This window comes from Liquorilactobacillus vini DSM 20605, from assembly GCF_000255495.1.
Taxonomy (GTDB): domain Bacteria; phylum Bacillota; class Bacilli; order Lactobacillales; family Lactobacillaceae; genus Liquorilactobacillus; species Liquorilactobacillus vini.
Map to the genome: position 1 here is coordinate 21740 of NZ_AHYZ01000167.1, position 21477 is coordinate 43216.

The 21477-nt window shown below is 39.5% G+C and carries 17 protein-coding genes; all 17 read right to left on the minus strand.

Annotated features, from left to right (window positions below; translation table 11 throughout):
- Positions 1-32: 32 nt before the first annotated feature.
- Positions 33-3755, minus strand: a complete 3723-nt coding sequence (gene addA, locus ON15_RS09050) for a helicase-exonuclease AddAB subunit AddA (RefSeq protein ID WP_010581168.1) — start codon at positions 3753-3755, stop codon at positions 33-35.
- A gap of 3 nt (positions 3756-3758) precedes the next feature.
- Entirely contained in the window at positions 3759-7304 is a 3546-nt protein-coding gene (locus ON15_RS09055) for a PD-(D/E)XK nuclease family protein (protein WP_010581169.1), read from the minus strand.
- 105 nt (positions 7305-7409) lie between these two features.
- Positions 7410-8726, minus strand: a complete 1317-nt coding sequence (locus tag ON15_RS09060; RefSeq protein WP_010581170.1) for a C1 family peptidase — start codon at positions 8724-8726, stop codon at positions 7410-7412.
- A gap of 14 nt (positions 8727-8740) precedes the next feature.
- Positions 8741-8902, minus strand: a complete 162-nt coding sequence (locus ON15_RS11815) for a hypothetical protein (RefSeq protein WP_156397521.1) — start codon at positions 8900-8902, stop codon at positions 8741-8743.
- 40 nt (positions 8903-8942) lie between these two features.
- Positions 8943-9071 carry a hypothetical protein gene (locus ON15_RS12170; protein WP_268869598.1) on the minus strand — a complete coding sequence of 43 codons (129 nt, stop codon included), beginning with the start codon at positions 9069-9071 and terminating at the stop codon, positions 8943-8945.
- 24 nt (positions 9072-9095) lie between these two features.
- Entirely contained in the window at positions 9096-10070 is a 975-nt protein-coding gene (locus ON15_RS09065) for a ribose-phosphate diphosphokinase (protein ID WP_010581171.1), read from the minus strand.
- Positions 10071-10145: 75 nt separating this feature from the next.
- The gene (locus ON15_RS09070; protein WP_010581172.1) at positions 10146-11396 is read right to left on the minus strand and encodes a glutamate-5-semialdehyde dehydrogenase; all 1251 of its coding nucleotides are present in this window, start codon (positions 11394-11396) and stop codon (positions 10146-10148) included.
- Between the two features lie 21 nt (positions 11397-11417).
- Positions 11418-12209, minus strand: coding sequence for a glutamate 5-kinase (proB, locus tag ON15_RS09075; protein ID WP_010581173.1), 792 nt, complete (start codon positions 12207-12209; stop codon positions 11418-11420).
- Between the two features lie 4 nt (positions 12210-12213).
- Positions 12214-13584 carry a hemolysin family protein gene (locus ON15_RS09080; RefSeq protein ID WP_050999221.1) on the minus strand — a complete coding sequence of 457 codons (1371 nt, stop codon included), beginning with the start codon at positions 13582-13584 and terminating at the stop codon, positions 12214-12216.
- A gap of 167 nt (positions 13585-13751) precedes the next feature.
- Positions 13752-14231: a hypothetical protein gene (locus ON15_RS09085; RefSeq protein ID WP_010581175.1), complete on the minus strand. Its 480-nt coding sequence runs from the start codon at positions 14229-14231 to the stop codon at positions 13752-13754.
- A 96-nt stretch (positions 14232-14327) separates the two neighbouring features.
- Entirely contained in the window at positions 14328-14975 is a 648-nt protein-coding gene (locus tag ON15_RS09090) for an NAD-dependent epimerase/dehydratase family protein (protein WP_010581176.1), read from the minus strand.
- A gap of 101 nt (positions 14976-15076) precedes the next feature.
- Positions 15077-16819 carry a pyruvate oxidase gene (locus ON15_RS09095; RefSeq protein WP_010581177.1) on the minus strand — a complete coding sequence of 581 codons (1743 nt, stop codon included), beginning with the start codon at positions 16817-16819 and terminating at the stop codon, positions 15077-15079.
- Between the two features lie 281 nt (positions 16820-17100).
- Positions 17101-17730 carry a L,D-transpeptidase family protein gene (locus ON15_RS09100; RefSeq protein ID WP_010581178.1) on the minus strand — a complete coding sequence of 210 codons (630 nt, stop codon included), beginning with the start codon at positions 17728-17730 and terminating at the stop codon, positions 17101-17103.
- The gene (locus ON15_RS09105) at positions 17727-19280 is read right to left on the minus strand and encodes an ABC-F family ATP-binding cassette domain-containing protein (RefSeq protein ID WP_010581179.1); all 1554 of its coding nucleotides are present in this window, start codon (positions 19278-19280) and stop codon (positions 17727-17729) included. The genes ON15_RS09100 and ON15_RS09105 overlap by 4 nt, the downstream gene beginning before the upstream one ends.
- A 95-nt stretch (positions 19281-19375) precedes the next feature.
- Positions 19376-19516 (minus strand): hypothetical protein, encoded by a 141-nt coding sequence (locus tag ON15_RS11820; protein WP_010581180.1) that lies wholly within the window; start codon positions 19514-19516, stop codon positions 19376-19378.
- Between the two features lie 80 nt (positions 19517-19596).
- Entirely contained in the window at positions 19597-20490 is an 894-nt protein-coding gene (locus tag ON15_RS09110; RefSeq protein WP_010581181.1) for a helix-turn-helix domain-containing protein, read from the minus strand.
- A 558-nt stretch (positions 20491-21048) separates the two neighbouring features.
- Positions 21049-21417 (minus strand): large-conductance mechanosensitive channel protein MscL, encoded by a 369-nt coding sequence (gene mscL / locus ON15_RS09115; protein ID WP_010581182.1) that lies wholly within the window; start codon positions 21415-21417, stop codon positions 21049-21051.
- Positions 21418-21477: the final 60 nt, after the last annotated feature.

A 21477-nucleotide genomic window follows, 5' to 3' on the forward strand; every position in this document is an offset into this window, starting at 1 on the left:
CATCACGACAAAGTTGATCGGAAAATAGCTAACTAAAGTTCGACTAATTGATCGGCTGCCAGTAAATAGAGATACTTATGGTTAACTGGTCGCTGCAAAATTTTTTCTAATGCTTGGCTGTACAAATTCAATTGTCCCCGATAACGTTCACAGATTTGCTGCTGTTTGGTTTGATCATGTGGCAAAACAAAATCTGTTTTATAATCAAACAGCAATACTTGATCAACGGTTGACAAAAAGCCATCAATGATACCATGAACCAAGATGTCAGCCGACTTTTTCGCAACTGGCAACAATAATGAAAAGGGAATTTCTCGTTCAACTTGTTGCGGATGAGCTAATAGCTGTCTTCCTAAAGAACTGGCAAAAAAATTCAGGATTCGCTGACGATCAATCTGACCAGCAATTGATGATTCGATCAGACCTTGATTAGTCAACTGCTGAATTAGGGCCTCCAGTGATTCTTGCGTCGGTGACTGACTTAAAGAAATCTTTTGCAAGACTAAATGAACTGCTGTCCCAATTTGCGTAGCCACTGGCTGCTTGGCTGTTGTCATAAATTGTGGCAACCGCAAATCATTTGAAACCAGCCGGCGGGCGCGAGCGGGCGGTGTCGGCCGATCCACCTCCATAAAATCCAATTCTTTTTCATCAGGATCATTAAATAACCGTTTGATTTCCGAAACCGACTGATACGCTGTTGTTTGAGTCAGCTGCCAATCAGGATAAACGTAACTCAATTGCTGCTTAATTGCGTTTAATTGCTGCTGATCAGCTGACGAAATGTGCGATAATGACTGACTGGGCTGCTGCTTAGGTTCAATTGCCAATTGATCTGGGGTGATCCATTTCAACAAAAAACTGGTTTCAAACCCTGTTAACTGCGGTAACTGCCTGATTAATGGCTGGTTGTCGGACGCTAGAGCTTTAAAATCGGGATGACGAATCAAACTGGCTCCGATCCAATCCATCAAGGAACTGGTTTTTTGCCGGATATTAGTCGGCAAAAGCAGCTGAGAACTAGCTTGAGCTGCTGTCCAAGTACTGATTGCCAGTTGCGGATCAGCATAAGCACCAGTAATGATCAACTTTTGCTTAGCTCGCGTTAAGGCAACATACAACAGTCGCATCTGCTCAGCTGCTAGTTTAATTTGAGCTTGATCATCAAACAATAACTTTGGTAAGGTTGGAACTTTGACTCGCGTCTTTGGATTAAGCCAGGTAATGCCAATGCCACCTATTTGATTAAGCTGGTAGCTGCGGCGTAAATCTTGCTGATTGATTTGATGGGTTGCATTAATCAAGAAAACAACTGGAAACTCCAAGCCTTTGCTGCCATGAATCGTCATTACCTGAACCGCATCTAAGGTTGCTTGAGCTGGAGCAGCAGCTAAATCATGCTGTTGCTGCTGCATTCGCAAAATAAAGCGAATGAACTGAAATAATCCTCGATAACTCATTTTCTCATAAACACTGGCCCGCTGATACAGCGCATGCAAATTAGCTTGACGCTGGGTTCCTCCCGGCATCCCGCCAACATAATCCAAAAAACCAGTTTTATCATAGATCCGCCAAATTAAAGCTGCCAATTCGTTGCGGCGCGCAAAGGTCCGCAAGTCCTGCAAAAGCTGGATGAACCAATCAATTTTTTGATATAAACGCTGACTAAAATCATTAGCTTGTGCTGGATCAAAATTTTTCCAAAAATGTAAAACCGACGTGTAATAATCATCGGTCCGATCATTGATCCGCAAATAAGCTAGCTCATTTTCTTTCAAACCGACGATTGGTGAACGCAAAACACTGACAAGCGGGATATCTTGATATGGATTATCAATGATCTGCAAGAAAGAAACCATGATTTGAATTTCAATAGTCTGAAAATAATTTTGAGCGTCTTTGATCATAACAGGAATTCCTAATCGCTGAAACTCATCGAGAATCATTAAATTATTATTCCTAGTTGGCACCAACAGTGCAATATCTTGATACTCAATTGGGCGAACAATGGTTTTTCCTGCCACAACTGTCTTGATTTGCAAAGGCTGCTGTTTTAATTTCAAGATTCGTTTGCCAATGAGTTGAATCTCGCCTTGAGTTAAACTCTCTGCTGAAAAATCTGACTGATAAGGCTCCATCGCTGATGACGCTTGAGCCGATGTCGCTTGGGTTTGATCGGTATACAACAAAATCTCAACTGGATCTGTTGGTAAATCATCATAATACTTAGCTCCATATTTCAATTGTGCAGTTTGATAGTAGTTGATCCCACCAATTCTTTCATCCATTAATTGGGAAAAAATTAAATTGTTAAATTCATCGATCGTTTTACTGGAACGAAAATTGTCCGGCAAAGTAATCAACTGACCCAAGGCTGGAGTTCGCTGATAGCTGTGAAATTTTTCTAAGAACATGGTTGGATCAGCCTGGCGGAACCCATAAATCGATTGCTTAGCATCACCAACCATAAAAAGATTGCCAGGCTGAGTCTGCGCAATGGCTTGCAGAATTGCCTCTTGCAGCTGATTAGTATCTTGATATTCATCAATCATAATTGCTTGATAATGCTGCTGCAAATCAGTTCTGACCTGTTGACCGATTGGTGTTCGAGTTGTTAAGATCTGATAAGCTAAGTGCTCAATGTCACTAAAATCCAAGAGCTGCCGCTGTTGCTTAGCTTGGCGAAACGCTGTCATAAAGTCTAAGACCGTTTGACTCAATTCAGCTACCAGCTGCTGTGCCTGATGCGCAACTTGCTGCAGTTGGGTTTCATTTTGACTGAAAAAGCCAGTTCTCAGTTTTTCAAATTCTTTCTTTAAAGCTTGCCGTTGTGTTGTCAGTTGCTTCTTGACTAGTTTTTGCTCATCAGTTAATTTTTGTGCTGCCGAGCGAGCCGGCTTAAAATCCCAAACAGCTGCCTGCAAAGTATCCCAGCTGACTGTCTGCAGCTGCTGTTTTAACTCCGTCACTTGTTGCTGATCGGTTGTAACTGCGGCCGCAAATTTTTTTAAGCCATTTTCAGTTGCCTGTTGTTCTAGTACCCCAAGCTGCCGTTCAATCGTTGTCAATTTAGCTTGCAAGAGCGGTGCTAACTGTTTTTGATAAAAACTGCTTTGTTGAAAACCACCAGTTTGCGGCCAAGCATAAGCAGCTGGCAGCTTTTTGACCCAAGCAATCGGCTGCGGCTGGGCATTAGCATATTCAAAAACCTTCATCACAACTGCACTTAAGCCGTCATCGCTGCGATCATTCGAAAAGTTCTGCGTCAACTGTTCAAATGCTGGGCGTTGCTGACCATATCTTTTTTCACGTACTTGCGCCCAGACATCTTCTGCCAGCAGCTGCCGTTCAGTTTCATCCGTTAACTGCCGAAAAACCGGATCTAAATGGATTACGTAATAATATTGCTGGACTAAATGCAAACAAAAGGCATCAATCGTGCTGATATCCGCCGTCTTTAATTTTAAACGCTGCTGTAATAACCACTGTTTGCGTTGAACATCTTTACTGTTTAACTGAGCCAGTTCTGCCTGCAGAGCCTGTTCGATCCGTTCTTTCATTTCCGCCGCAGCTGCTTTCGTGAAAGTTACCACTAATAACCGATCAATCCCGACTTGCTGTTGAAGCAGATTTAAAACACGTTCCACTAAGACTTTGGTTTTCCCTGACCCCGCTGAAGCGGCAACTAGTATGTTTTTCCCGCTTGTTTGGATCGCTGCCTGCTGTTGGGGAGTATAATTGATTTTTTCAGACAAAGTTTATTTGCTCCTTTCAGCTTGAATCTTTTCTAAAACCTCAGCGGCTGACATTTTACTAAGCTGATGGTAATTATTTTCCGCCAGCATTGCATCAAACTGCATGATAGCCTTGAAAGGTGAATATTGCATAGCTGACCGCTTATCTGGCCATAAAACCGGATCGATTGCTAAGTCGCCACTAAAAATCTTGGCCGCTGCTTGTTGGATCAATAGTTCATTATGCCACAACAATAATTTCAACTGATTTTTAGTAATCAGCTGCGGATCATTCTTGCCGGTTGCTGCGTAACTGCCGTCTTTTCTTCGCCGAAAAGGATAAACCAGCGAGACGCCGGACTTATCTTGAGTCAATTCTTGATCTAACAGTTCCAGCAGCTCTGGCTCGGCTAATAAAAGCCCCTCGTATTTATTTTTCTTCAACCAAGCCTGTTCAAAGGGCGTTTGCAAGACATCTTTTAAGTCCAACTTAGGATCTTGTAAATGCAGATAAACTGCCCCAGCAGGGTCGGGCTGCATCTTTGGCAACAACAAATCAAAATTCTTAATCAAAGCATCCAAGTAGGTCAGCATCTGCAAAGAAACACCGTAATATGCATCGCGAAAATTAAACTTATGCTGACTTGATTTATAATCGACGATCCCCAAATAAGTTTGCTGATCCTTTTGCAGCAGATCAATTCGGTCAATCTTGCCACGCACTCTGACTGCATGCTGTTGCGAAAGCTGAAACTCCAAAGGCCGCAAACCTTCTTGACTGCCAACTTGTCCGAACAAGACTTCAGTTTTAAAAGGCCGTACTTGTGAACGCTGCAACTGCTGATGGATTGTCCAGCTAACCTGCCGAATTGTTTTGGCTAATTGTCGGCTTAAATACTGCATGCGATTGGAACTGTTCAAGATCTGAAACTGCGGCAGCCGCAATAGCTCCTGGGTAATGGAGCGAATCTGTTGTTGGAGCTGCTGAGACGAAATTTCTGCAATACTCGTGTGCTGGGCTGCTAAATTGCGATGCAAATGATCTAAGGCTGCATGGAAGAACTCACCTGTATTAGCCGGCGAAAGTTCAAAGACATCCCTCTCCTGCAATCGCAAACCATATTTTAAGAAATAAGCATACTGATTAGTATAAAATTCTTCCAGTTTAGAAATCGACGTATTGATCGTTTTGCCATATAAGCCATCCACAATCTTTGGCTGAAGCTTTTCCGGGACATTACGATAACTCAAACTGGCAAAAACCCGCTTAGCCAGCTGGCCAACTTGAGGGTCTTGCTTCAACCACTTAGCTAAGGGCTGAAAACTAAGAGGCAGCTGTTTTTGATTCTTGCGGGCCAAGTTTAGCAGCTGACTGAGCGTTGTCCGGGAATTACCTACAAAAAAGCGGCCGAAATCTGTCACAGAGATCCCAGCTGGCGGTTCGGCTGCTATCAGTGGACAATCCAGCGCAAATTGAGCTGCCAACTGTTTCAAATATGGTGAGGCTTTTAATTCCTGACCATCACTTTCTTGTTGCGGATACGACAAGACCAAGCGTTTTTTTGGCAGCATAAACGCCAAGTAGGCCAGATAGCTTTCACTAGCTAATTGGATATTGCTGGTTTGTGCTAAATCAGCCTGTTCAAGCGGCAAATAATCAGCCAGCTGCAACCGATCACTGTCTGATAATAATGCCGGCTGAGTCGTTTGATCTGGCATAACTGCACTCGTTGCTCCGATCAAAAAGGCCGTCTGAGCATTTTGCAGTTGGGCCATCCCAGTTTCAGTGATCGTAACCTGGTCAAGGGTGGATGGCACTTGGCTATACTGAGCACCAGCAAAGCCATTCAAGAGAAGTTCTTTAAATAACTCTAACTCAACCGGCCGATCACCAAAAATTAACACATATTCATCAAGCATTTGGACAAAGGTGTTCCAAACTTCTTCTGGACGGCTGGCCGCAGCCAAATCCCCGGCAGCAATGGCTTGATCACGCCAAGTCAGCAATTGGCGGGCAACTCCAGTTTCAACTAAAAAATTGACTAAAATCTCAGCTGCCTGACGTCCAGTATGAGCTTGCATTAATTTTTCAAAAAAGGGGGGGAGCGTTGCTTGCACAAAATGACGGATCAGATTGACTTGCTGAGTCTGTTTTTCTTGTTGGCTGGTCAAAACTTGGTCCGTATCAGTCGTTTCAAAACGAAAGACCTGCCAGTCGGCTGACTGCAACCAAGCCGATCCATTTAAGCCGGTTTTTAAAATCCAATTTTCTGTCAAATCCAAGCAGTCACGAAACTCTCCCAAATCCAGCGGTTGCCCAGTGGCAGTTTGTGGCAATAAGAGTTCAGTCTTTAATAAGCGCATCACATCATCGTATTGATAATGATTCGCTTGAATATCAAATAAAGCACTGATCAATTCAACTAACGGATGCGAACTCATCTCATGTTGAAGATCAATAAAAAATGGGATCCCAGCTTGTTGGAAAATTGGTTCAATGATATTGCGATATAAATCCAAATGCCTTGTCATAACGACGAAATCACGATAATGTCCCTGTTCTTGCTGCAAAAGCTGACGAATTTTGATTGCCACTTGCCGGACTTCCGTTTGCCGATCAGCCGCTTTAAAAAGTTGCAGTGAATCAGTCGACTGAGCAGCTGATGTTGGAACAAACTCCAAGCGTGAGTTACGAATCCAATAATCTTCCAGGTTCAATAGGGAAGTCGATTCAGTTTTAGGAGCATTGGTAATCGGCAACAGTTTGACCGAAGCTTGGGAGCGCGCCAAAGCTTGATAAAGACAACTGGAACGATAAAATAGTGAATTGGGATCCTGCTTAGTCAAAAAGCTTTCTCGATCACCAACTAAAGCTAGATTGACTTCTGCGGCTTTTTTGATCAAGACTTCAACCAATTGTCTTTCTTGCTGGTTAAAATGAGAAAAACCAGCAATATAAAAATAATCATGGCTTAAATCACGCTGTTGCAGATTTTCGGCCAATAAATTCAAAACTCCTTCATTTCCAATAAATTGCTGCTGGCTTTTTTGCTGGTATTCCTGATAAACCAACGTTAAATCATGCAGCTTAGCCTGCAAATTTGCTGACAGCGGCGACTTAGCTAATTGAGTCAATTCTGCCGTTGTCACCAGATTTTGCTGTAGTTCGCTTAACTGGGCAGCTAATTGACTGACAAAACCGATCTGTACTTGGTTAGCCTTAAAAATCGTCAGCTCAGCCTGTTTGTCTTGTAAGATTGCAGCCACCAGCATTTGATTGCCGGCTTTTGACAATCGGGGAATTTTAAAGATCGGTGTGTCTTTTAAAAAATACCAGGCTAAACGAGTGAAGGAAAAAGTTTGGACATTTTTTTGTGCATAAAGTCCTTGATTACCGGATGTTTGGCGCAACTGTTTTAAAACTTTAACTTCAGCAGCAAATTTAATGTGATTTGGTACCAGGTAAAAGAAGTGGCCTTGCGGATCAACACGGCTTTTTTGAGCTAAACGATCAATCAAAAAGTGATGATGATCACAAGAAGCTTTCCCAAAATAAAAATTTACGCTCATCTTGCATTCTCCTTTGCTGCTTTTATTTTATCATCAATCAACTCTTCGCACGTGCTTGAGCCTACAAAAAAAGCAGCTGAAATCATCAACTGCCCCACCGAAAACTTATGCCAACGAATCCCATGGTGCCAAATTAATTGGTGTCTGTTGTAAAATTGCCAACTCTTTAGACTGTAGGAATTCTTTTTTTACGATTACTTCATAAACAAAATCATCAAACCAGCGATCACTCATTATGAAATACCCTTGCTGGCCATTTTTTTCACCCCAGCTATTTTCTACCTTCCATTTTGTCGGCCGACCAGCAACTAGATCAACACCGACTAAAGTCATTGCATGCGAAACTGCCGCCTCGCGACTTCGCAACCGATCTGCTTTAGAAAGATCTAAATCCGCTCCAAATAATTCACCACGCTGATAAAATTCTGGCGCTAAAATCCCCTGCTGGCGATCTGAAGCTTTTAAAACATCATTGCCAAACCAAACCGTCAGTCCAGCCTTTAACTGAGCAATGGCTGCCTGTTTCAAAGCCGTGATTTCAGTATTAACAAAAGCAATTTTTTGGCCGTCAAAAATATAATCTTCACTCGGCAGGCCATAAACTTGCCCGAGTTGATGATCAGGTGCATTCGTCAAACAAACATAATCATCAAAGTCCCAGGTAAAATATTTTTGAAAAAACTGCTGCGCGGTTAGCTTTTGATCATAATGATATTCCTTTTGATCATCACGATATTCAAAATCAAATTCAGTAGGCGGCTCGCCAAAGGCAAACACGAGCATTCGATAAACAACACTCAAAAATTCCATTTTTAACTGCCGAAGTTCTTCAGCGCTCTGCCCGCTTTCTTTGGCGTCCCTTAAAGCTAGTCCATCTTTGCGCAGCTTCAAGTTCAAAGCATCATTAATCTCAGCTGTATTTTCACTATTATATGTTTCTGGCATGACTGCTTGCGGAACAACTCCATATTTATTGATCAAGGCCGCTGCATTGGACCACTGACCGCCATCACTATTTGGTTCGTCAAAAAGATTCATTACTCGCCGATCAGCTAAAGGCAACGCAGCTGTTTCAAGCACACTTTCATAAAACTTATTAGCTTTTTCCAAACGATCGTAAAATGAATTGTAATTTTGGGACAATTGAAAATCCTTAACTTGATATTTCTCAGCAAATTGATGCCGCAAAGTATTTAAGGTTGAAAACAGCCAGCAACGACCGCTTTTTTTCTGATTAGTAACTTTACCAGTCTTGACTTCAACTGAAAAAACTTGGTTCAGATTCTGCCGAGCAGCATAATTCTCACTTGCAGCGGCCACTCCATTTTTTTGGACCGTCCGCGCGAGAATTTGAGCTTGCTTTTGAGCTGCAAACTTCTTTTTCAATTGTGCTAAGTCAGTTGGTAGAATATCTTTTTCCATAATTATACCTTCATTCATTTTAGATTAGGTTCAGTATACAAGATAATTGGCCGCGACGATCGTGGCTGGACTTGCCGGGCATTAGCTTGCAAAAATTGCTGATGAAGCTGTTGCAGCTGAAATTTAGCGGCTGACAATGGTCGCTGGAAGACCCACCATTCAACTCCCCGCGTCAATGGTTGGGGTAGTTAACGAGCCTAAATAATTAAAAACTGCTCACGAATGCTGTTTTTGGATCTCAGGCAATGCCAATTTTACCGATAGCAATCGTTTTTGCCCCTCATTGAAAGAAAAGTGCTGATAAAGTTGACTTTGCCAAACTGTTTGGTGCAAATAATCAAGCATGTCTCGCTCTCCTTTTAATTTCCATTAAAGATTTTGTTTAGTGAATAAAGAATCAACTGACTGATTATGATAAATTAAATCAATTGCCTTAGCAAAGGTCTTTGAAACAGAAAGAACCCTTAATTTAGCAAATTGTTTTTCTTCAGGAATTTGAATCGTATCACTCACCACAACCTGTGTATATTCTGAATCCTGCAAGCGTTCAACTGCACCCTTTGAAAAAATTGGATGAGTTGCACAAGCATAGATATCAGTTGCCCCAGCAGCTTTGAGTGAGCGCGCAGCCAAGGCCATTTTGCGGCCAGTATCAATCATATCATCAAAAACGATGCACCGGCGACCTTTAACATCACCAATAATCGTGACTTGATCATCGAGGATCGACTGATCTTCATCACCGCGTTTATCAACAATGGCAATTGGCGCTTTCAATAAAGTTGCTAAGTTACGAGCAGCTTTAACACCGTTATGGTCTGGAGCAACGACCACTACGTCATCTTTAATACCAGCTTGGGTAAAGTACCTGGCCTGAACAAAAATTCCTAATAAATGATCAACCGGGATATTAAAGAAGCCCTGTAATTGACCTGCATGCAGATCCATCGTCACTACCCGATCGGCACCCACCATTTGCAAGAAATTAGCAATTAGCTTAGCGGTGATCGGCTCACGTGGCCGAGCTTTGCGATCAGCACGAGCATAACCATAATAAGGAATTACAATATTAATGGTCCCGGCACTTGATCTTCTTAAAGCATCAATCATGATCATTAATTCCATAAAGTTTTCATTGACTGGGTCGGAAATTGATTGGATCACGAAAACATCTGATCCGCGAATACTTTCATTGATGCTGATTTGAATCTCACCATCACTAAAATGCTTAACAGTTGCCTGACATAAAGATACCTGCAATTCATCGGCAATTTTTTGTGCCAATGGTAAATTTGAATTCAAAGCGAATAATTTTAAGGCCGATCCCGCCTGTTTTCTGCTCATGACTGCCTCCAAAAAATAATTTATTTACTATAATTATAATCAAATCAAAAGGTAAATTCTATCTTTTTTATTGGTCTACTGACGAATCTGTCCCGTGCCGCGAACCTGATACTTAGTTGTCGTTAATTCAACTAATCCCATTGGCCCTCGCGCGTGAAGTTTTTGCGTTGAAATACCAATTTCGGCTCCAAAACCAAATTCAAAACCATCAGTAAAGCGTGTCGAAGCATTGACATAAACAACAGCCGCATCGACCTTAGCTAGAAACTCTTGACTTCGTTGATAATCATTAGTAATAATCGTCTCAGAATGCTTGGTTCCATGCTGATTAATGTGATCAATTGCGGCTGTTAGCGAAGGAACGATTTTGATTGCCAAGATCAAATCATTATATTCGGTATCCCAATCACTGGCAGTTGCAGGAATCACTTGCTGGCCTAAGAGTTGCTGCACTTGAGCATCACCACGTAACTCAACCCCAGCAGCTATCAACTTAGCAGCTACTTGCGGCAAAAATTCAGCCGCCGCTTTTTCATGAACCAACAATTTTTCCATTGCATTGCAGACCGCTGGGCGTTGACATTTGGCATTGAGAATAATTTTTTCAGCCATAGCAAAATCAGCCGTCTGATCAACGAACACATGACAATTACCAGCACCAGTTTCAATTACTGGAACTTTTGCATGTTGAACTACCGCTTGAATCAGCCGAGAACTGCCCCGCGGGATCAAAACATCTATATACTTGGTTAATTGCATCAGCTGATTAGCTGTTTCATGTGAGGTATCTCTAATTACCTGAATAGCATCCATTGGCAAAGCTAATTTTTGCAAAGCTGTGCGCAAGATTTGACCAATTTGTAAATTAGTCCGAATTGCTTCTTTACCACCACGCAAAACAACAGCATTCCCTGACTTAAAACATAAAGCAGCAGCATCAGCAGTTACATTAGGCCGAGCCTCATAGATAATTCCCACAACACCTAAAGGAACTCGCTTTTGAACAATTTGCAAACCAGCATGATTCACCCAGCCACGCGTAACTTCACCAATTGGGTCCGGCAATTGGGCAACTTGTTCAATCCCCACTGCCATTTGTTCGATTCGCTCAGGAGTCAAACGTAAACGATCAAGAAACTTACTTGGTAATTTTTGACTAGCTTGCAGATCAGTTTCATTGGCGGCTATAATTGATGCTGCTTGTTCTCTTAACTCTTGCGCAAGTGCTAACAAAGCTTGATTCTTCTGAACAGTTGTTAACTGACTCAAAATAAAAGCTGCGTGTGCTGCTTGTGAACCAATTTTTTCTAAATCATAAACTACCATTGATTTCCTCCTTAACTAAGCCTAAGCCTGAAAAAGCGTACCTAGTTCTTGACCGGCAACTAATTTAAAAATAATCGATGGATTAGCACCATTGGCTAAAATTACTGAGCCACCTGCAGCCATTAGTAACTTAGCTGCCCGGAGCTTAGTCAACATTCCGCCAGTACCCAATTTAGTGCCATGCCCACTTGCTTGAGCGAAAGTCGCCGCATTAATCTGTTTAACTCGTTTGATTAAGCTGGCATCAGCATATTTACGGGGATTTTTATCAAAAAAGCCATCAATATCTGATAACATGATCAAAAGGTCAGCCCCAATCATTTTGGCAACGATTGCTGAAAGCTGATCATTATCACCAAAGCGGGTATGGTGATCCAATTCATCGACTGCGACAGCATCATTTTCATTAACAATTGGAATTATTTTATTTTTTAATAAATTTTCAAAGGTATTTAAGACGTTTTGCCGGCTTTTAGGATAGTCGACAACATCATGAGTTAATAAAACTTGCCCGATTTTTTGACCATAAACTGCAAAACGCTGCTGATAAACGGTCATCAACTGCGTTTGTCCAACTGCCGCGACCGCCTGCTGTTCAGGAATCGCAACTGGACGTTTGTCTAACCCTAATAATCCTAAACCCGCACCGATCGCACCAGAAGAAACCAAAACGATTTGTTTGTTTTCGTTGACTAAGCCACTTAAGGTATAGCATAATTGATCGATTGCTTTTAAATTAAGTTTGCCATTTTGATGGATTAAGGTACTCGTCCCAATTTTGACAACGATTCGTTTGCTGACAATATGTCGCATAGTCCTAATTACTCTCCTTTGAAATTTGCTCATTATTTTGAGGTGTGTCTTTATTTTCTTCAACATGCCGGCGAACTTCCAGCCAATCAATATAATTTCGGTTAAAATCAGTAATTTTTAAATCAAATTGTCCTAGTGTAATTACCATATCCTGCTTAATTTGATAATTTTCCAATAGATAACCAGCAATCGTAACACTATCTGACTCATCAAAGTTGCGATTTTTAGCACGGAAAAACCGTTCAAAATCGTATAAAGTAGTTTTACCAGAAACTTTGTAAGAACCACTCTTATTTTTAATAATATACTCACTCGAAACGTCATCTATTTCATCTTTAACGACCCCAAACAACTCTTCATAAATATCCTTGTCCGTGACAATTCCGCTTGTTCCACCATATTCATCTAAAACAACGACGATTGGCGTCTTTTTACTGATCATCTGCTGCAAAAGTTTTTGAATTGGTGTTACTTCAGGAACAGTAATGATCGTTCGCAATAACTTGCTGACACGAACATTAGCATCAACTTGAGCCTGACGAATCAAATCATAAATATAGACGTAACCTAAGATCCGATCTTTATCATTATTAGCAACCACTGGAAAACGACTAAAACCCTTGCGCAAATAATAATTGATTACCGTTTTGACAGTATCGGTGATATCAACAACTTCCAAGCTAGTCCGATCGACCATGATATCTTTAGCAACTTTATCGTTAAAGTCAAAGGCTCTTTGCATATAAAGCAGGTCATTTTTGTCAAGCTGTCCTCCGCTGACTGCATTCCGAGATAATCGCAGGATCTCAGCTTGTGATAAAACATCATCACTTTCATCAGCCGGCTTGAGTCCCATCAAATGAATGATTACTCCAGCCGAAGCATTCAACAATCTAACAAATGGATAAAAAATGATATGGAAATAATGCAAGGGATTAACAACCCGCATCATCATTCTCATTGGCATATCAATGCTCAGGTTCTTAGGAACGATTTCGGTTAAAACAACCTCTAAATAAGTCAACAATAAAACTCCTAAAATCGCTCCAATAATGCTGAGACCGCTGCGCTCGATCGGAGTAACCTTTAATAAATTAACAATCAGCAATTCAATTGTTTCTTCACCGATCCAGCCGAGAATAATCCCCGAAAGTGTTACTCCGACTTGAGTTGTTGACAAGTACTCATTTAAGTTCTGCACCATTTTTAATGCGCGCAAGAGTTTGCGCCGGTTTCCTTTGCCAGCTTCCAAGACACTCTCCAAGGCACTTTTTCTAGTTTGAACTAAAGCAAATTCCGCCGCCACAAAAAAAGCAGCAAAGAAAAACACAATTAGGATAATAAGCAAGTTAATTGCTAGCTGACCATCCGTCAAATTTTCATTCCCCATTTCATCAAGATTACAAGTAATATCATAACATTTTTTCAACAATCTTTGATAGCCTATTAACCTAAATTACGGCAATCGTGAAAATTTTGTTGGTTTTGTTAAAAAAAATAGCGTTGTATTTCAAACAACGCTGTTTTTTCTTTTCTAATCAACTAGTTTTTAGCTTCTCGACTGTTTTCAAATATTTGCTGCAAGTCTGTTTGCAAAACCTGAGCAATTTTCTGAACTAATGATTGTTGTTTTTGTTCAGCTTCACTAACCATGCCACAGCTATCGATCCGTAACCCTGAAGCATTAATTTTATCAGCAATAACAATCAAATTAATTATCACATCTGTTTGTTTTTCCAAATTAAAAAAATTATCAATATGCTTGACATTGGCAAATGGCAGATTAATGATTCCCGTTTCAAGCAGGATCGAAACTGTTTGTCCATTAAAATTCAACGGCTGTTCGAGTCGGCTCAACGCTTGCTTTGTCAACATTTTTTCAAATTGCTCAACTAATTTTTGGGTGAGTCGTAAAACAACTGATTGATCAGCTGCTTCCGTTAATTTTATTTGTGGCAGCACTTTTTCTTGGTAATCTTCATTTTCCACCTGGTGGATAAAATCAGCGACCTTGATTTTCATATATTCACATCCAAACTGCTTTTATAATATCAACTTAATCCTATTCATCTTAAAAGCTAGTTTACGGATTGTCAAACTTACTTGATATTTAATTGCTTAATAAATTGTCACTGATTTTTGCAAGAGCCGACTTTTGCCCCCTAGCAAGACATGCTTGACTTCAAGGGCAAACTGCTGGCGTGAAAGCGGCTGCCACTTTGCCAAGTAGTGGCCAAGCAATGGTAAATGCTGACCAAATAATAGCAACTGAGCTAATATCCAAGTGCTTTGACGCTGAGGATGATAAATCAAGCTTGGATAAAGAAAGACTGCTCTTGTTTTCAGTTGCTCAGTTAATATTTTTTCAGTTTCACGTTTAGTAACTAAATAATTTTTCAGCACTCTTGGAGCAGTTTGGGCTGATACAAACAGCATTTTTACTGATCGATTTTCCTTAATTGCTGCTACTAGCGGTAAAATTGGCTTAATTGTCAATTGCTGATACGCTTGCTGGTTTTTAGCCAACAATACTCCTAATAAATCAACTACCCAATCTTGATCAGCAAGGATTTCAACCCACTTGGGCGTTTGTTTTTGCAAATCTGCCCTCAGCCATTTAACTTGCGGAAATTTTTCTTTTAATTGTAAGCTTCCACCTGAACGAGAAATACTAGTGATGCCAAATTGCGGATCCTTAGCCAGCTGCTCTAATATTCCTTGACCAACAAAACCGGATCCTCCTAGCAAAACTATTTTAATTGTCATTTTCCCACCACCAATTTTGACTATCATACCAATTTTAAAACTAAAAATAAAATAACAGGCCTCGTCGTAACGAAACCTGCTATTCCAGCTAAACTTTATTTTTAGAAGAATTGCCGCATAATATCTTTTAACGGAGGTAATTCAGGAATCTTCCAATAATTTTCAAGATACTCCTGACCAAATTTCATGTAGCCTTTAGCTTCATCCATGACGATTTTGCCTGGCAATGGAGCATTATCTTGAACATAAGCATTAATCAAAACTGGCTTGTCAGTCACTTTATAGGCCTTATCAAGCGCCTGCTTAAATTCAGCGTTGCTTTTGACGTTAAAACCAATCCCGCCACAAGCTTCAGCAAATTTAGCATAATCCAAATCAGCCAGATCAATTTGGTAATTCAGTTGACCAGCTGACTGTTGTTCATATTCGATGAATGCTAATTTTTGATTGTTCAAAACCACACAGATAATGGGCAGCTTATATTTAACAGCAGTTACAAAGTCTTGCATCACCATTGCAAAAGCACCATCACCATTCAGCGTCAAGACTTGGCGATCAGGATAAGCAACTTGAGCAGCAATTGCTCCTGGCAAACCACAACCCATAGTACCGAGCCACGCAGAGATCGCAAATTGCTGATCTTTTTTTACATGCAGATAGCGAGCACTCCAAGATGTTGAAGTTCCAACATCAATTGAATAAACCATATTATCAGGTGCTGTTTCATCAATGTAAGCAACTAAACTTTCCGGTGATGCTGGCGCTGTATCCAGTTTACGTTTAGCTTGCATCCATTTGTTCCAGTTACTCATATTCTTTTGACAAGCATCCAAGAATTTATCGTCTGAACGCAACTGGCCTTTTTGATTTAATTGGGTAATAACTTTAGCAACATCGCCCTGAATAGCTACATCAACGCTGTAACGTTTGCCAAGATTTTCCGCTTTAATGTCAACTTGGATACATTTAGCTTGTGCCTTATTAGGCAAATATGGACGATATGGATAGTTAGTCCCTAATAAAACCAACAAGTCCGCACTCTTCATTGCTTCATAAGCCGGTTTAGTTCCTAATTTACCAACATTGCCCAATGAATTAGGGTGATCATCCGCAACTGTACCTTTCGCTGGCAATGTTTCAATAAATGGAATCTTATTTTGTTCCACAAACTGTTGAATAGCAGCTCCCGCCGCTGATTCCTTAGCGCCAACGCCTAATAAGACGATTGGTTTAACAGCCTGCTGAATCAACTCAGCAGCTTGATCTAATTGATTTGAATCAATTTCTGGTTTGCTTAAAGCAAAAGCCTTGGCAGAAGACTTATAAGCTGTTTTTAATTTCTGATCTGGAATATCATCTGGAATCGTCAAGACAGCTACGCCTTTATTTTCATAAGCGCTGCGAACGGCTTGATCAACAACTTCAGCTAAGTTATCGACTGAAGAAATTGAACGGTTGAAAACAGCTACATCATCAAAGAGCTTAGCCGTATTAACTTCTTGGAAATAGCCCTCATTCAAAGATTTTGAGGTTACCTGACCAAGAAGTGCTAAAACTGGAACATGATCCATCTTGGCATCATATAGACCATTAAGTAAATGAATGGCACCTGGGCCACCAATTGATAAACAAACACCTAATTTGCCAGTATACTTAGCCTCAGCTGCCGCTGCTAAAGCGGCTACTTCTTCATGTCTAACTTGAATAAATTTGACCTGATCTTTTTGCCGCCGCAAAGCATCCACAGTCGTATCAATTGAATCGCCAGGTAATCCATAAACCGTTTTTACTCCCCAATCCACTAATACATTAACTAGCAGATCCGCACCTTTTAAATTTGCCATACTAACACTCCCTATTTAATCTAGTTCCGAAAAACTGAATCTAAATCTATTCTAACGCAAAAAAAGTTTTGCACAACAATAATCTGCTTGATTTTCACAAAAAAATTACTTTTTTCGGCTTGAAATCAGTTTTTTCACAAATTTTAAACTCAGGAGTCCTCAGATTTGTCACCAGATTCCAAACATATTCACAAACTTCAAAGCTTTCGTTCGATTTTGTAGGTAATTTCACAATAAAATAAAAAACCAAAAAGGGCACCCTCTCTGATTTTTCTATTTTGTTAGTTACGTTCAATTAACATCGTCGTATTCGCTGGAATATTTCGATAAAACCACTTGGCATCCCTGACCGATAACCAGATATTGCCTTGCGTGTTCGGAATATCTTTTTGATCTCCTAACGAAGCGGCCTCGGTACTAATAAAGTCCCGATTAACATTGGTCGGCACAGATTGAATTAAGTTTTTCCCTGACTCTTTCCAAGCAATCCAGTATTTGCCGCCTTGATTAGTTGCAGGATTATAGTAAAATTCACCACGATTACCCCTTAATTGATATGTTCCAGGCAATACCCGATCAGCCTGTTTATTTTTTTGCCAGCTAGCTGAAATGTACATCGTATAAATCTTTTTATTCTTGGAATACAAATAAAGTTTTTGTTTAGCTAAACTAACTTTAACTTTTAATTCATCCACGCGACTGTTTTTAATCTCTGGATATTTAATAGTTTGTGAAGATTTATGCCAATCAATTGGATAGCGTAAATGATTACTATGAAGCTGCTTCGCCTTTTTGGCGTCTTGTTTAAGTTCAATTGCTCTTTGCTGCTCAGCATGTTTAACATAAAAATAACTAGCACCAGCTGCTACTACTAAGAATAGTGCAACTACCCACGCGATAAACTTTTTCATCGTTTATTTCCTCCCAAACGAATATTTTCAACATTTAGAACCTGATCGATCCATCCCTGATAAAAATCAGCTTCATGCGTAACTAGTAAAACATTTCCCGCAAAAGCCTTCAAAGCTTGCTTCAAAGCCGCCTTCGTCTGATCATCCAAATGGTTAGTCGGTTCATCCATTATTAAAAAATTTGCTGGCGTCAATGCAAGCAAACATAGCTTGACTTTAGTCTGCTCACCGCCACTTAATAACTTGATTGGCTGCATAATGTTCCCGGCACTCAAGCCCACTCGCGCTAAATGTTGCCGAATTATTTTAGGCTCAAGCTTTGGGTATTGATCATGAACAATTTTTAACGGTGTCTGTTGTGAATTAGGCCAAATTAGATCTTGACTGAAATAACCAACCTTAGCTGCTGCTACAAAAGAAGCTTTGCCGCCAAAAACTGGGATCAATCCCAAAATCGACTTGATTAAGGTTGACTTGCCAACCCCATTAAAACCCTTTAAAACCATTTTTTCACCATGACTCAAGGTAAAAGAAACCGGCTTAAGCAATGGTCGTTGGTAACCAACCGATAAATTCTTGACGGTCAAAGTTTCAGCTGATAGCAATTCCAAATAAGGAAAATTAAAATGTGCCGTCCGAGTATTTTCTGGTGGATCAACCAAAGTTAATTTATCTAATCTTTTCTGCCTAGATTTTGCGAGTGTTGAACGTGAACCAGCTTTATTCTTTCGGATGTAAGCTTCATCTTTTTCAATTTGACGTTGCTGTTTTTCATAAGCTTTTTGCTGACTTTCCAAACGCTGCTGTTTTTGTTTGATAGCTGCTTGAAAGCTTCCAGTATACTTAGTAATCTTCCCCAGTGAAACATCAATAATTGTATTTGTAACTCTCTCTAAGAAATTAAAGTCATGTGAAACGACCATGAAACTTCCCGGAAACGAATTCAAATAGCCAATCAACCATTCAATATGTTGCGTATCTAAATAGTTAGTTGGTTCATCAAGTAATAAAACATTCGGTTGCTCCAACAACAGTTTGGCCAAAATAATTTTGGAACGTTGACCGCCACTACAACTTGAAACCTCACGTTCTTTCCCTAAAGCATCAATTCCTAGCCCGGTCATTACTTGATCAATCTTGGTCTCAAGTTCATAAAAATCACCTGCTTCAAGCAGTTCTTGATAGCGACCAGCCTTTTCCAACAATTGATCAGCTGGTGCTTGGGCGTATTCTTCGTAACATTTAGCCTGCAATTCACTAATTCGATAAAGCTTAGCAAAGGCCGATTTCAAAAACTCAAAAATCGTCAAGCCGTGAGCTGTTTGGACATACTGATCCAAGTACCCGATTGTAATTCCCTTTTGCCAACGAACATTTCCTTCATCTGGAAGTTGTTGACCAGTAACAATTTTAATCAAAGTACTCTTGCCAGCACCATTTTGACCAATCACCCCCATATGATCTTCCTTATTCAACTGAAAGCTAGCATTCTGGTATAGTCGTTTATCAGCAAATGACTGCGATAAGCCTTCAACTTCTAAAATACTCATTTTTCTCCCTCTTACTTGGAATTATAACACCTAAAAAAATGCAAAAAAAAACCATCACAAAACGAAAACGCCTTATGCTGGTTAATTCTGATCAATTAATTAGCTTTCTTTTCTAATTCTTCTCGGTCTTTTAAAAATGCTAAAACAGCTTGATGCTGTGCACGACGCTTTTTAATATTCTTTTGATTTACCGGGCGACGATCATTTGCGACCCCGACATGCGTATTCTGGGACATTTCGCGGTTCTCCTTTCAATTAAACTAAGCATTTACATATTTTACACTGAAAGTTATCAACTTTCAAGTTATCTCCGTTATCAAACTCTCCGCTGACGACTACTTTCTTGCAAGCGGGTACTTAAAATATCTTGTAAAATAGTAACTTGTTTTCGATACATATCTTCTAAGCCTAATTTTTGATATAATTCGAAGGTCGCTGAAATCGCTTTAATTCCTTCTTCATAATCGCCATCATCAATTACTTTCAATCCTCTAAAGAAGTTTTTGCATCCCAACGCAAAAACATTGTCAGGTGATGTTTTAGTCTGTTCCAGCATTGTATAATATAAAGCTGTATCATTTTTCCGATTGGTCTTCATAAATAGTAAGATAACCCGACATAATACTCTGACTTTAAGATTCTCCATGCGAATATCACGCGACCCATCATCGCTAAACCATTCATGGCTTTCCAAAAGCTTTGCTAAAGAAGACCCATCAAATAAGAATAACGCATCAACCAATAGAGTGTATTCATAACGTGTCCAATACTGGCTGCGTGATAAAAAATGAATGATCTCATGCCTTTCTGTTAAAAAGCTTTCATTCTTGCTTAGATACTTTTTCATACCACAAGCTAAAATCTCTAAATTATAAAATCTAACTAATTGATTGTTCTGATAGCTCCGTTCAATTTTTCGTTCTAAAACTTTGATTTCATTTATATTTCGTTGTTGAAAAGCATCAATCAAGTTTTGATGATATTCCTGATAATGGGTATGTTCATTATTTTGTCTTTTGAAAAGCATAATAAATTCAGCTGCCCCAAGATTTAAACGATCTAAAATATGTAAGAAAGTATCTGCTGTTGTTTCAACCAGACCACTTTCATACTTGTAATACATTGATCTTGACAATAAGCCACCATAAATGGTCTTAGCTTTGATGCCTTTTGATGTTCTAATACTCCTAATTAATTCTCCAGTTTTCATGAAAACGTTTCCTCCTCCACTTCTTACACCTATTTATCAAGTACAGAATTAGGTTTATTAAAGGTCATTTAACTTAGATTTAAAAAAATGGTGTTTATTCCTGAAAACCCGCTTAAGCACCTAAGAAAACAAGCAAAAAATCACTGCTAAAAATTTAAAAATTAATTATAGATCTCAACACCTGGTGCTTTTATCCCTTTGTATTTGATAATTGTTCTCATTCTACATAAACAGAGTAGTCGTCAATTAACAATCAAGATGATTGAGCTCGACAATCGAACTCACAAGCTACTCAAAATTCCAAAATTAGCATCATTTTTCATCTTAAATCAGCTCTAGTGTAATTAATCGGCTCTTCTTACAAAAAATCAAGTATTTATTCAACAAAATTCAACTATCTGAATTATTTTGATTGACTGACCTAATAAAATTATCAAACGCTACCAAAATTGATTAATAAATTAGTAAAATAGAAAAATTTTCATAAAAATCATTATTTTAGCTTGTTTGTAAGAATTAAGTAAACCTAAAGAAATGAGGAGTTCTTACCATTTAGCATTATTTTCCATTTTCTTTTAATAAATCGCGAATTTCTTCTAAAAGTTGGACTTCAGGAGCTGCCACTGGTTCCTCATTCTTTTTGCTAACAAACTTATTAACGACTTTCACTAAAATAAATACCACAAATGCAATTATCAGAAAATTAATAACAGCATTTAAAAAGCTACCAACTCTAAAAGTTGCTCCAGCAATCTTAAAAACCCAATCTGAAAAATCAATTCCGCCAATAAATAATCCGATCAAAGGATTAATTAAATAATCAACTAACGATTTGACAATTGTTGTAAAAGCACTACCAATAATTACGCCGACAGCTAAATCAATTACATTTCCTCGTGAAATAAATTCTTTAAATTCCTTTATCAATTACTTTCACCCCAGTATTCTGATTACTCTTACTGTACCAATACAAAAAATCATTTTCAA